The following is a 12,776-nucleotide window of genomic DNA, read 5'->3' on the forward strand; positions in this document are numbered from 1 at the left end:
GGTGTGCGGTTTGGCTGGTGGTGCTGCGGCGGAACGGGTTAGGCGTAGATCGTCATCGCTATGACAGAGATCCTCGCCTGGATCGGCGCGTTCGTTCTCCTGCTCCAGGCCGCCTCCCATGTCCCTGCCGCCTTGGCCGAACTGGTTCGTGCATGCGTTCAGGTGCGGGATGCGGTACACGAAATCCGTAACGCGACCGTTGACACTCCTCGCCCGCAGTCCGAATCCTCTTGCACGACACCAGATGATGCCCCACGGTGATCACCTGCGGCGCCGTGGACCCGCCGGCCCCACAAAGCGGCAAGTGGATGACGATCGGCCCCACAGCATTTCCCGTGAATTGCCTGGCGCGGCAATACTGTTGGCTTGGCGCAACTCATCATGACGAGACGGTACGAACCACATGAGGCAGAAGATCGGTGATCGACGTTGAGGCGGTGATGACACCGCAGGATCTGCGCGCAGCGCTGCGTGGGCTGTTCGAGAGCAAGCACTTAACTCAGAACCGTGTTGTCGCCAGGGTCAATGATGCGGGTGTCGATCTGGGCAGGACGACGCTGAGCAACATCCTGAGCGGTGTCACCCACCTGCCCCGGTGGGACACTGTGAAACCGATCCTCACAGCGTGCCAGGTGACTGGCCCGGAGCTGGCGGTGTGGGAGCAGGCATACCAGCGTGCGAGCCGGGGCGGGGCCGGTGAACCACTCACCGAGCAGCTGGACCCGATCGAACTCGGTGTACACAAGGCCATCACCGTCAATCGGCCCCGGCACGACGAGGGAACGCTCACCCTCTATGTGCCGCGCCCTCACGACACTGCCCTGGCAGAGATCGTCACGGCAGTCGAGGCCGGGCACAGCAGGTTCGTTCTGCTGCTAGGGGATTCCTCCACCGGCAAGACTCGCGCCTTATGGGAGGCTCTCACGCCGCTGCGCGAGCGCGGCGGGTGGCGGCTGTGGCATCCGACCAGCCCAGACCGGCGCACGGCGCTGCGGGAGGATCTCGGGCGAGTGCGGCCACACACTGTGGTGTGGCTCAACGAGTCTCAGGAGTACCTCGGCGGAGACGGGCGAAATGGGGACGAGAAGGCCGCAGTCGCGCTGCGTGATCTGCTGCGTGACCCGGTCCGCGGCCCAGTCCTGATCGTGGGCACGTTGTGGCGGGAGTATTACACCGAGCTGCGGCGCCCGCACGCCTCGCAGGTACGAGACCTGCTTGCTAACGCTGCCACGATTGTCGAGGTACCCGCTTCGTTCGCCGACGCCGACCCGGACGCGCTGGCTACGGCCGCCATCACCGATCCGCGGTTCGCCGTTGCACGAAGGCGGGCCGAGCACGGGCGCATCACCCAGTACCTGGCCGGCGCCCCGGAGCTGCTCCACCGTTACGAGCACGAGCTCACCGCCTCCGCGAAAGCGATCGTGCAGATCGCCATGGACGCCCGGCGCATGGGCCACCGCAACGCCATTCCTCACGGGTTGCTGGCCACCGCCGTCCACTCCTATATCCCTGACCAATGGAACGCCGTTGCCGCAGAACCTGATTGGCTCGAAAAAGCGCTGGCCGAGACAGCGCGGCCCTGCAAGGGCGCGGACGGTCCGCTGACCCGCGTCGCTGCTGAACCCACGCGTTCACGCAGAATCCGATCCCGGACAAACCCGCCCGCAAATGCGAGTGCATCTAACGGACCGGTGTATCAACTAGCCGACTACCTCGATCAGCACGGCCGCACAGAGCGCTCGCAGCTCCTCCCCCCGATCGATTTCTGGGAAGCTCTCACCGACCATGCCGAACCCGGCGACCGCACCGCTCTGGGCCGAGCCGCTCGCCATCGTGGCCTTTATCGCGACGCCGCCCAACTGTGGATCGAGTCCACCCGCACCGGGGACATCGCCGCCGCTGCCGAATTGATTGAACTGCTTCGGAGTGTGCACCCTCGTGACGAACGGCCGACGGACTGGGTCATCGACCACATCGATCCTGACAAGTCCAACCAGCCCGAGGTTGCGGCACTGTTGAAGGAGTTACGGAAGGGGGGAAGAGACGATCAGGTGCGAGCACTGGCCGAGCAGGCCATACCCACTGTCGTCACCAGCAACCCAGACGAGATCGCTGAGCTGCTGGAAGAGCTCGCACAGGGCGGGGCGGCTGACCAAGGGCGAGCACTGGCCGAGCGTTCTGTACCCACCGTCGATCTCAACAGCAGCTCGGGCAGCATCACGCGGCTGCTGAGGGCACTGCGAGCGGGTGGGTGGACCAACCCAGAGCGGGAACTGGTCGAGCGAGCGGTGTCTGCCGTGGTTATTCACTGTGATCCGTACCGTGTCGCGTGGCTCTTGAAGGAGCTTCGAGAGGGCGGGTGGACCGAACAAGAACGGGAACTGGTCGAGCGCGCAGTGCCCGCCATCGCTCGATTCGACGACCCGCTCGACGCCGCGGAGCTGCTGAAGGCGCTGCGAGACGGCGGGTGGACCGACCAGGCAAACGAGCTGGTGGAGCGCGCTGTATCCCGCAACGTACTCGACAACCCCTATGGCGTCGCGGAGCTGCAGCAGGAGCTTCGGGAGGGCGGGTGGATCGACCGGGCAAGCGAACTCGTCGAGCACGCCACATCTGACGCCCTATATTTCTACGAACCAGCCGGCGTCGCGTGGCTGTTGAAGGAGTTGCGGGACGGCGGGCGGACCGACCAGGCAAGCGAACTCGTCAAGCACGCCACATCTGATGCGGACCTCGATCTCCTACTGGGCGTCACGCAATTGCTGGAAGAGTTACTGGACGGCGGGTGGACCGATGAGGCACAGGCGGTGGCCGAACGGGCCGTGTCAGGTGTCGAACTGGACGACCTACTCGGCATCACGTGGCTGCTGGAGGTTTTGCGGGAGGGCGGGTTGGTCGACCAGGCACGAATCCTGGTCGAGCGCACCGTGTCCGCTGTCGTTCTCAACGGCCCGACTGACGTCGCGGATTTGCTGCAGCAGTTGCAGGCGGGCGGGTGGATCGACCAAGCGCAGAAGTTGATTAACCGACTACCCGCAGCCGGGTTCTTCGACCTCTTTTTAGAGAACATCGCAAACCCCAAGGACTATAGGTTCGGGCGGGAGCCCGATGGCACCGGCTCTGCCGAATGGACGTGGGACGACCTGTTCTGACCGACTGTCGAGTTGGCCCAGCACTCTCACCGAGAGCCCAAGGTAGGTCTGGATCGTGAAACGTGCCACGCAGTGGAACATCCTCGGTCCGTTGAGCGGCCGCAATCGGTAGCGCAGGTCCCGCAGGTAGGACAGGCTGCGACGCGAGATCGACTGCGAGCCAAGGGCACTCAGCGAGACCGAACTCCGCCGACGCGGGCGAGTGCGCGGTAATCGCGGCGTGCTTGTTCGCGGGTGCGGTTATCTGGGATCACCGGATTTCCAGTGCTGATGGGCGCGGTGGAAGGCTCGGGCCTCGGAATGTCCGACTGGCGTGCGCGGCCGAGTTGGCTGGTGGCCGTGGGCTGTTGAGAACTCCCGGCGTGCATGGTCAAGCTCGCCGCGCCAGGTGGTGCCCTCGTCGGCGAGGCGGCGTTGCAGTGTGCGGCGTCCGATGTACAGGCGGCGCGCGACGGTGTCGATGGCGATAGGGTCGACCAGCGGCATGGTCGACAGTTCGCGCTGCACACGGCCGGTCCAGGTGATGACCTCGGGCGCTATGAGGGATTCGGCGTGGTGTGTGAGGATCGCGTTCAGCCTCGCGTCGGCTTGTGGCATCGGTAGTGCCAGATCGGCGCTGTGGATGACGATGCGGTCGGTGGCGGCGGCGAACTCGATTCGGTTTGTGCCGAAGAGCTCCGCCATTTCCGCGTGGTGCTCCGGAGCCTGTTGACGGAATTCGACCCGCACCGGAACCAGGTGATGCTCGGTTGCCTTGCGTATCTTGACGAATAGGCCGCACAGGGCCTTCTGCATGGCCAGCTCGCGGGCTCGGCCCTTGCCCCGGCGCAGTTCGAGGCCGATCGTTGTTTCGCCGTCTGGGCATTCGCCGGGGACCGCGGTGAGAAAGCAATTGGTCGACGCGATTTCGCCGAACCTGCTGGTGAGTGCCAACCCCTCGCCGAGGGTCGGCGCGGTGAACAACAGGTAGTCGATGATGCCGAACTGGCCGAGCCTGTAGTGACCCGCGGTGCGGACGGCGATGGCGGGGTCGCGGGTTTCGTGCTCGACCAGTTCCCACAGCCGCAGGTATCGGTCGCTGGGCACCATCGACTCCGACTCGGACTCGGACTCGGATACGACCCAATGCTGCAGGTTGGCGGCGACCGTGAGACGGTGCCGGGTCGCAGCGCAGACGCCGATCGTCTCCAGCACGTGTCTGGGTAGACGGACGTTGTCCATGGCCTGAAGACCGATGTTGGGGCCAGACATGGGAAATCCTTGGGGTGGAGCGCGTTCGGATGAAGATGAACGGGTACGTGGCCCCGCGGTCGCGAGAACTGCCTCTCGCTTGTTCGAGCGAAACGGTCACCGGATCCGGCCGACGAATCCCGCGCGGTGACGACGCCCGTGTCGCTTGCTCGCCACCGCCCGGATCCTCGCGGTTGGCGGGAGTCAGCCGACGAGGTTCAGCACCGAGCTTCCGATCCCGACCGCCGAACCGAGGAAGGTCAGGATGGTGGCGAGGTCGAGTGGGCCGGCGGATCCGGTGTCGAGCATGGTGAAGCCTCTTCCAGAAGTAGGCGACGGGAATACGGTGGGCGTGAGGACCCGTTCGAGTCGGTCGGATCCTGACGCCTCATCCTCGCGGAAACACCTTCCCTCACAGTCGGTTGCATCCCAACGAGATCATCGTGAGTTCGGGCATTTCGAGTGTGCGCTATTCCCATGGCTGAGAAGTTCGAGGCTCATCCGCCTCCGTCGGCGAGTCGGTCCGCGCCCGGCGCACCGAGGGGTGTGCTGGCCGTGACCGGGGCTGCGGCCGTGGTGGAACCGTTCGAGGATCCCGAGCTCGGTCAGGACTTGCAGCCGCTTGCTCGCCGCCCCGTTCATCGGCGAACGACAGGTCCGCGATGTGCTGTGTGGTCAGGACACGATGGCGGGTCGGCAGGCCGACGAGGTCGTTGTCGCGGGCGGTCAGCCGCTCCCCGACGTGATGACATCGGAGAGGTGTTGCGGCCGGTCAGCCTCGACGAGATCATCAATCTGTCCTGATGTTGCAGCAACGTCTCGACTCGGCAGTGTGCAGTAATGCCACTGTGCTGCAAGGAACTTCGCCGGGACATTCATTGAAGCGCAGGTGGGCGGGGGCGGTGACTCGGCGAACGGCCGGTGGTTTGGGTGGGGGTGTCGGGATGTGGGCTGTCCTGCGGAAGGGATGCAGGTAGGTGCGAACGAGATTCGGTTGACCACGAAACCCGCGAGCGGTGATCTCTTCGAAGAGCCGGGCGGCGTTGGTGCAGCCCTCGTTCGATCTCTGGTGAAGGTAGGGCTTGAAGTCGTCGAGAATCCCTGCCCGGTAACCGGTTCCGTTGTTGACCAGTAGTTCTTCCGGCGACTCGGCGCGCGCGAAGCGGCGGGTGGTGCCGCGCGCCAAACCGAGTTGGGTGCCGATGCTTCGAATGCGACCAGCACCAGTATCCGGATGCGGTAGCGGAACTTCCCAATTCTGGGAAGGGTGAGGTTCCCAACGTTGGGCTCGAACAGGTAGTCAGTCGCGGCAGCTCAGTACCAGTAGTTCTCGACCTGTCTAGCCGACGCTTCCCAGCACTAATAAGTCGGCCGCGCGGTGATAATGGAACAATCTGTTCCGCCGATTTCGTTGTCGGCCAAGACAGCCCAGATTCGGGGAGCTGGGCTTTGGTTGCAGCCTCACGACAGAGGCGAAAAGAACGGAGACTGACATGGTTATCGATCGGTGCAGACTGCTGGCAGGCCTTGCCGTCGTGGGAGCCCTCGCCACCGCTCCGCTCGCAGTGTCGATAGTTCCCGCCGCCGCCGCCGAGCCCTCGCCGGCGGCCGTACCTGCCGATCCGCAGACCTACGATATCGCGAACTGCGATCAGCCAGAGTTCAAGAACGACGGGGATTTCCAGAACTGGTGCGCCAGAGTCCGCTGGGCAAGCGATTTGATGAATCCGGCTAATCCGAACAGTCTGCTCAACCCGAACAACCCCCTCAATCCCAACAGCGTCACCAACCCGAATAACCCTGTGAACCCGAACAGCCCGCTCAATCCCAGGAATCAGCACTGACGCCGAGGGTCGACGACGAGCACCTCCGCGTCGGCCCACCTCAGCTCTGTGGCGACCTTGAGGGCGCACGAATCCCGGATATCGCCGATGTCGGATTTGTAGGTGGCTCCGACCAGGACAATGCGGGGCGTGCCGTCGGAGGGTCTTCCCGGTTGCCACAGGCCGGTGATGATGCGCCGGGCGACGTAGCCGGGCTGGTTCTGGCTGATCCGGTCGCTGCTTCGATCGGCGTCGCCGGCTATGGGTCGGAGGCGCTGGATCCGGGGGTCTACACGGTGGGCGATTACCGGATAACGGATCAACGAGTTCTAACCCGGACCGCTACTGCACGAGGGTGACACGCGGCCACGAGCTGTAGCTCAGCCCCCAGAGCGGCGGCGGGATGCTGGCCGACTCGCACCTGCGCACCCGTCACACCCTGCGGCGCATCCGATATCGAGAATTTCAGACGGCACTGGTTCGCCCCGCTGCCCCGGTAGATGTTGCTGTCGCCGATCGAGCCCGTCGCCGCGATCTTCCCGTCGCCATTGACCATCGATACCGCGGCACCCGCCCTCACGTCCGCGAGCGCACCGGCACCGACACAGCCGATCGAATTCCAGTCCGGGTTCTGTGCCAGCACGCTCGGGGCGATGATTCCCTGTGCGTCGGTGTAGTCGAATCCCGTATCCGTTCAGCGTGGCCGTCGAGTCGGTGTGGCTCGAACAGGAGCTGGCAGTAGCTGCAGTTGCGGCGACCCGCAGCGCGACAACGACCCTGGTAACGATGCCCATGGGTTCCCCTCGTCATACGGCGGCGACGCTACAGCCGCGGCCAACGGCCGTCCATGCGAATGGATCCGACTGTGCACGACTTGTCAGTTGTTGGCTACGTCAAACCCGTCGCTCTCAAGATCGCGTCGCGTTCACTCGCCGCGCCCGCGTCGCCTCCCGTCCTCCGCGAGTGACCTGGGGGACGGCGGCCTTCTCGTGAGCCACGGGTGGCGGCTTCGGCGGCGGTCGGACTCGAAAGCGCGAGGGTCTTAACGACGTCGTCGGGTGCGTCGCGGATCATCGCCTTGATCTCGCGTTCTGTGGCTTCGATCGCAGCTTGGCGCTGGCGTGCTTGTTCTTCGCGTGTTTGTGCCTCGATGGCTCGGGGGGCAGCTTCCTGCATGCGCGCGATTTCCCGTACTCGGTCAGCGCGTTCTTTTGCTCGCTGCTGTTGCAGCAGTTTCTCTGTCGGGATCAGCTCGAGCTGGTCACGAGTTCGCGCGCGGTCGAGTTCCTTCCCGATGTGCTGGGCGTGTTTGGCTTGCGCGCGGGTGGCAAGCTCGAGGACGAACCGCTCACCGAACTCGTTCGTTCGTGTTGCCAGCCCTCGTTCGGGGATGCCGTGCGCCTGCGCGTAATCGGCTGAGCGCGAATAGATCTCGGCCTCGATCTCCATCAGGAAGTCGGGGCCGTCGATGCTGTCGACCGAACCCTCGATCAAGTCTAACCGCCGATAAGGTTCACTTACCGGCGGTCAGATCTCCGGGTTTTTCCTCTCGTTTCGTTTCGTTTGTTTCGTAGGAAAATGACGAAACACACGAAACGAAATCGGTCGAGGCGCTCGCGGACCCCGGATCGCACCGGCCGATCGCCGAGATCGACCAGGACGTTCCAATCGCGACGTCGCTGGCCCGCGGTCGTCGAGATGTCGCGGGGGTGGGAGAGAGACGTCCTGGAGTCACCGTCACTGTGACGTTGTCGAGCGCGCCGGGTCGGCCTCACGCCGTGGTCACTCCGCGCGGGGCGCCACCTCGCTCGACGGCCCGGGCGTCCTGTCCGTGAGTCGTTGCGGCCCTGTATCTTTCGGGAACATCGCCCTCCACTGATGGCAAGAGTCGAGCGTCGCGGTCGCGGTTAGGGTGGGTGCTTACGCACGCCGGCCTACGAGGAGGATGCCCGTGCCACCCCATCTGATCGCAGCCGGCGGCGGAGCGGACGCAGAACCCGCCGCGTCATCGGGTGGCGCATTGTGACCACCGAAGACACGGCGAAGGCATTCGCGTTCCATCTGGCCATACTGAACGGGCTGACCAGCGACGACATACCGGTCATACCTGCCCTGGTGCGCAATACGATCGACATCGTCGGCACGTCCGAACATCCCGTCATACCCCAACCGACGGTCGGGGTCGACCTCGATGTGATCAGCAGCAACGCCGGGTATTACGCCACCAACGCCGACAACGTCCAACAGGTAGCCGAGAAACTGATGGACGCGGTCAACTCCCTACCCGACAGTCAGGGTGACACCCACGAGGCCATCATGGAGAACTGCACCTGGTTGGTCACCTCGTGTGCGATTGCTGTGAACGAGTTCTCGACGGCGAGCTACATCCTCAACACCTGGGTGCAGGACATCAACTACGCGATGCAGGCCGACAACAGCGCCCGCAGCGCGTTGGCATCTGTCCGCAATTCGCTGCCTGAGACCGTGACCTCAGCGGGCCTGTACCCGAGCTCGGGGATCCCCGAGGCGCTCGATACCACCAAGGCCAGTCTCCAACAGCTGCACGACGCCGCGATGCATGCCCACGATGCCGAGGAGACGGCGAGGAACGAACTGGCCAGTGCGGTCGCCGACGCACGTGCGAGGAGTTCGAAGAGTGCCCCGCTTGCCACCGCGCAACCGGTTCCCGCGGTCGCTGTTTCCTCGACAGTTCTCCCCGCTCCTCCGGCCGACAAACCGGCGGCCGGTGCAGGCGATGGTGCATCCGAGCCCAAACCGCCCCACGGTGATGCGCCCGTGGAGGGTCCCGGGGGTGGCGAGACGTCCGCACCGGATTTCGCTCCCAAGCCGCCGCGTGGTGATGCACCCGTGGAGGGTCCCGGCGGCGGCGACACCTCCCCACCGAACCCGTCCGACAGCGCTGCGCCGAGTCCGTCCGATGTGTTGAACAATTTCGTGGACGTGCCACCGCCGCCGGCGAGCAGCCCGAGGCCGACCACGCCGGATCCCGCGAAGCCCGTACCCGACACCGGTGCCGCGGGCAGCGGCGTGCACTCAGCGCCCAAGCCACCGGACCACGGTAACGCGCCCGTGGAAGGTCCCGGCGGGGGCGACACGTCTGGAGGTGGCGTGCCGCCGGTGGCGCCTGGGGGTGCTGTGGCGCCCCCCACCGGGGTCCCCGGTGCAGACAACGGTGTTCCATCAGCCCCCGTGGCGCCCCAAGGCGTTCCCTCCGTGAACTGAGTATCCGCGCCGGTGCGCGAGGCAGCGATGCGGTGATCACTACGAGTGGCCCGCCGGATCTGCTCCGACCACCGTAGTCGACAGACCACCGCGCTACTTGCAGTGCGTCGCGTGGGGTCTGTTCGGGAATTCGATGTGGTCCTTCACCTTCCGGGATGACGGGCCTGCCACCGATGGCAAGAGCCGGCCTCGGCGGCCTAGCTACGGTTCGATGGTCACATCCAGGACGTCGACGAGGAGGATGTTCGTGCCACCCCACACGATTGCGGTTATCGGCGGACGAGAAGCGCCCAAGGCAACCGGCGCGACGCAGGTTAGCGTCGATCTGGGTTCACTGGCTGCCTTCGGGGACAGCATCGGGGATATGAAGTACCTGCTATCGCGTGTCCTCCGCTCGCTGAGCGTTAGCTCGTCCGTGCCCGTCGGGGCCTTCGGTTCCGTCGGCACCACGGTCACCGACTACGAGCAAGACGTGCGCCTGCGGACCAACTCACTCAGCAGTGAGCTGGACACATTCAAGGACAATGTCTCCGCTGCCATCACCCACTTCCAACAAACCGAGGCCGAGGGCAGTGCCGCGGTGCGCAACTCCTCGAATCCGTCACCCCCGAACGATCCCGCGACGCTGCCCCCGAACCCGCTACCACTACCACCGGTCGGCACACCCACAGGCCCCGCCGCGTCGGTGCCCGCCAAATCCTGAGCGCCGCGAGGAGAGACACGCCGACCGAGGCGCAGACCAGCAGGGTCGTGTCCAGTGTTGACCAGCCCAACTCGAATACCGTAACCACGAACGCACCGTGGCACGACCCCGAACGCGATATGCAACCAGGAGCCACGTATTCGCGCTAGGCGTGATCTGTTCGCGGGCACCGATGAATTCGTGAGCGGCAGTCGCCTCGGCGGCGATTCAATCGATGATCGTCACGAGTTCGAGGGAGTCGTCCATAACGTCCATCAGCTTGTCGAGGGGTACGAACGTCTGTGATCGCGTGAAATACGCCATCAGCGCCACGACGTACCCGTCGGCAGCATTGTCGTGGGTAGGCCGGTGGCCATCGTGTTGCAACACGAAGATCTCGGTGGCACCAACCTGCCTGGCGATGTCTTCGCGGATGCCGACAACCTCGTCGATGGTCGGTCGACGGATGGTCAATGCCCCCAGGGCTACGGGCAGCTTCAGATCCGAGACGCCGTGAAACACCAACTCGATGAAGCGGCAGTCCTCCTCGGTGTCGGCTACGTCGTCCGAGGGGGCGGAGTGCAGAAATAGGCAGCTGAACGAGGGGGAGTACGCGTGCATCCGGAACCTTCGACCGAACGCCACCGGCAGTCTGGTCTCCTCCGATTTATCTGACCCAATCACCGTCTCGACCCTATCGGAGTGCTGACCGATTGTGTCGAGGTCGACAGGTCTGCGAGCTGCCTCGTCCAGGTACCCTTGGTCCGCGATCGCGCCGATGCGACCCAGCCGCTGACCGGGCGCGTTCCTCGTGGCGGCCGGTGGGGCACCGACAGCCTCCTATACACCAATTCTGTTCAAACCGAAATTCAGAGATTCCCACTATTGGGAAATTCGAGAATTGCGTCGAGCTGGCGATACCCACACGCAATACCCCCTATTTCTAGGGCTGGCGCCTGCGGGAAGAACGCGAAATCCTGTGAAGTCCAACGGAAAGGACCACCAATGCCGACACTTCAGTTCATAATCGCCAGCCCCGGCCTCGACGCGTTGGCCGCATTCTTCAACTCCATCGATCCGCTGCTAAAACTCGTCGGGTCCGCGTAGCAGACCCGAATGCCTCTGTGGCGGCATCGGATTCGACCGCCCAGAGGCTTCGGAAAGCCCACGGAAGCCACCAGCCAGGATCCGGCGACGAAACCGTCCGAGCGTCGCTCGAAAGCACACTCACCCTACGACGCAGGTCGGCGACACGATGCACTGTCGAGTCTCATAACCGACTTCCCCGTCGCTCACGGCGACTGCCCCTCCCTCGCTTACCAAGACGCACAACTATCGAAACCCGTTGAACTGAACCAACTCCAGCCATCGGAGATGCGGGACGGCAGCACGATCAGGTGACAGCTGTGACCTTCCCTACTGCTCGGGTTTCCACTCTGTCCTCACCGCATTGACGGGCCTAGAGCTTTATGCGCCCGGCCTGCCGCTTCCCGCAGCGACAATCCGATCCTCACTGCGGAGCGTATGCCTTGGAGCGAGGGGGTCGGAAAGTCTCGGACAGCGCGATTCCCGCTGGAACTACTCGGACTCCGGCCCGCGAGGAGATCTGAAGCCTGAGCAGACCCCGGAATCAGCGCCCGATCGCCACAAAGAATGAGGCGGGTCTCAGTCTGGATTGCATCCGACCTTCTGCCGCACGCGGACTGGTGGCATTCGGTGTAAGTCTCGGCGGTCGACATCATCAGGTGGCAAGTGTTGCGGCGGGGGGAGTAGCCGGCAGGGCGGTGGTCAGGTCGGCACCGGTGGGGTGGAAGAAGCCGTTGAACCTGCCGTAGTCTCCGAACCCGGAATCGGGGGGATTCTCGGCATCGGACAGCGGCACCGTCTTCGTGTTCATGATGATCATTCGAACACCGTTCTCCACCACCACCAATGCCGTGCGGTTATCCCACTGTGCCACATCGCCTGTGCGGAGTTTCGTGTCTTGACCTTCAGGGAGCTGGGCGGGCTCGTCCACCTGCACCCACGGGTTGCTCGGTGTATTTTCGCCCGGCGTTCCGCTGTACGCCGCGCGGGCGTCACTGCCATTGGGGTTGTTCTGTTCATGCTTCACCGCATCGTGCACAACCGAGCTGACTTGCTGGTTCGTGCCGTCGATCGGAAGGTCGGGTGGCGTCTTGGGATTGCCGATAGTAGTGGCTGCAGGAGCAGGAGTGGTGGTTGCCGGGGTGGCCGCCGTCGCTGGTTGAGCGGTCGTGGGCTGCACCGGGTACTGGTTTTGCTGATAGTTGGGCCCGGTATCGCCGTAGGGACTGCCGTAACCGTTGTGGTTCTGATTGAGCACGCCCGACATCACCAGCGGCAAGACCGCGTCATTCATGAGATTCGAGCTCTGTGAACTGTCGCCGCCGGGGCTCACTGCGGGCGAGGCGTTGGCCGAGTTGTTTCCGATCCCAGTCTGATCACCGGCGGTCCCGGTGATCGTAGGGTTGGCGGAGCTGCTGTCGGCGGTCGTCGTGGTGATATCACTCTCCGGGTTTAGCGAGCTGCCCGGATCGGTGCCACCGGTCGGCTGAACGCCGGACGTGGCGCCGGGACCGCCTGGGGTGGCGCCGGGACCGCCTGGGGTGGCGCCGGGACCGCCTG

General features: G+C 64.5%; 10 protein-coding genes and 1 pseudogene. 4 read left to right on the forward strand and 7 right to left on the reverse strand.

What is annotated here, in order from left to right; genetic code table 11:
- Positions 1-419: 419 nt before the first annotated feature.
- Complete coding sequence (locus ACYVN4_RS38930; RefSeq protein ID WP_460728200.1) at positions 420-3,152, forward strand: ATP-binding protein; 2,733 nt, start codon at positions 420-422, stop codon at positions 3,150-3,152.
- A 240-nt stretch (positions 3,153-3,392) separates the two neighbouring features.
- Here ACYVN4_RS38930 and ACYVN4_RS38935 read toward each other — a convergent pair whose 3' ends face one another.
- The gene (locus ACYVN4_RS38935; protein WP_460728202.1) at positions 3,393-4,403 is read right to left on the reverse strand and encodes an AraC family transcriptional regulator ligand-binding domain-containing protein; all 1,011 of its coding nucleotides are present in this window, start codon (positions 4,401-4,403) and stop codon (positions 3,393-3,395) included.
- Positions 4,404-5,172: 769 nt separating this feature from the next.
- Positions 5,173-5,568 carry a hypothetical protein gene (locus ACYVN4_RS38940; protein WP_460728204.1) on the reverse strand — a complete coding sequence of 132 codons (396 nt, stop codon included), beginning with the start codon at positions 5,566-5,568 and terminating at the stop codon, positions 5,173-5,175.
- A gap of 307 nt (positions 5,569-5,875) precedes the next feature.
- Here ACYVN4_RS38940 and ACYVN4_RS38945 point away from each other — a divergent pair, with 307 nt between their 5' ends.
- Positions 5,876-6,226 (forward strand): hypothetical protein, encoded by a 351-nt coding sequence (locus ACYVN4_RS38945; protein ID WP_460728206.1) that lies wholly within the window; start codon positions 5,876-5,878, stop codon positions 6,224-6,226.
- Here ACYVN4_RS38945 and ACYVN4_RS38950 read toward each other — a convergent pair.
- The 3 genes from ACYVN4_RS38950 to ACYVN4_RS38960 all read right to left on the reverse strand — a co-directional run bounded on the left by ACYVN4_RS38950 (position 6,217) and on the right by ACYVN4_RS38960 (position 7,699).
- Positions 6,217-6,528, reverse strand: a complete 312-nt coding sequence (locus tag ACYVN4_RS38950) for a UDP binding domain-containing protein (RefSeq protein WP_460728208.1) — start codon at positions 6,526-6,528, stop codon at positions 6,217-6,219. The genes ACYVN4_RS38945 and ACYVN4_RS38950 overlap by 10 nt on opposite strands.
- Positions 6,525-6,848: a hypothetical protein gene (locus ACYVN4_RS38955; RefSeq protein WP_460728210.1), complete on the reverse strand. Its 324-nt coding sequence runs from the start codon at positions 6,846-6,848 to the stop codon at positions 6,525-6,527. Before ACYVN4_RS38955 ends, ACYVN4_RS38950 begins: the two co-directional genes overlap by 4 nt.
- Positions 6,849-7,093: 245 nt before the next feature.
- Positions 7,094-7,699 carry a hypothetical protein gene (locus ACYVN4_RS38960; RefSeq protein ID WP_460728212.1) on the reverse strand — a complete coding sequence of 202 codons (606 nt, stop codon included), beginning with the start codon at positions 7,697-7,699 and terminating at the stop codon, positions 7,094-7,096.
- 528 nt (positions 7,700-8,227) lie between these two features.
- Between ACYVN4_RS38960 and ACYVN4_RS38965 the strand changes: the two genes are divergently transcribed.
- Together ACYVN4_RS38965 and ACYVN4_RS38970 are read left to right on the forward strand one after the other, a co-directional pair.
- On the forward strand, positions 8,228-9,448 hold the full coding sequence (locus ACYVN4_RS38965) for a hypothetical protein (RefSeq protein WP_460728214.1): 1,221 nt from the start codon (positions 8,228-8,230) through the stop codon (positions 9,446-9,448).
- A 364-nt stretch (positions 9,449-9,812) separates the two neighbouring features.
- Positions 9,813-10,151, forward strand: coding sequence for a hypothetical protein (locus ACYVN4_RS38970; RefSeq protein WP_460728216.1), 339 nt, complete (start codon positions 9,813-9,815; stop codon positions 10,149-10,151).
- A 207-nt stretch (positions 10,152-10,358) separates the two neighbouring features.
- Here ACYVN4_RS38970 and ACYVN4_RS38975 read toward each other — a convergent pair whose 3' ends face one another.
- Together ACYVN4_RS38975 and ACYVN4_RS38980 are read right to left on the reverse strand one after the other, a co-directional pair.
- Positions 10,359-10,751, reverse strand: coding sequence for a hypothetical protein (locus ACYVN4_RS38975; RefSeq protein WP_460728218.1), 393 nt, complete (start codon positions 10,749-10,751; stop codon positions 10,359-10,361).
- 1,120 nt (positions 10,752-11,871) lie between these two features.
- A pseudogene (locus tag ACYVN4_RS38980) lies at positions 11,872-12,776 on the reverse strand (hypothetical protein); the annotation flags it as partial.

It is taken from the genome of Nocardia heshunensis (assembly GCF_054782115.1).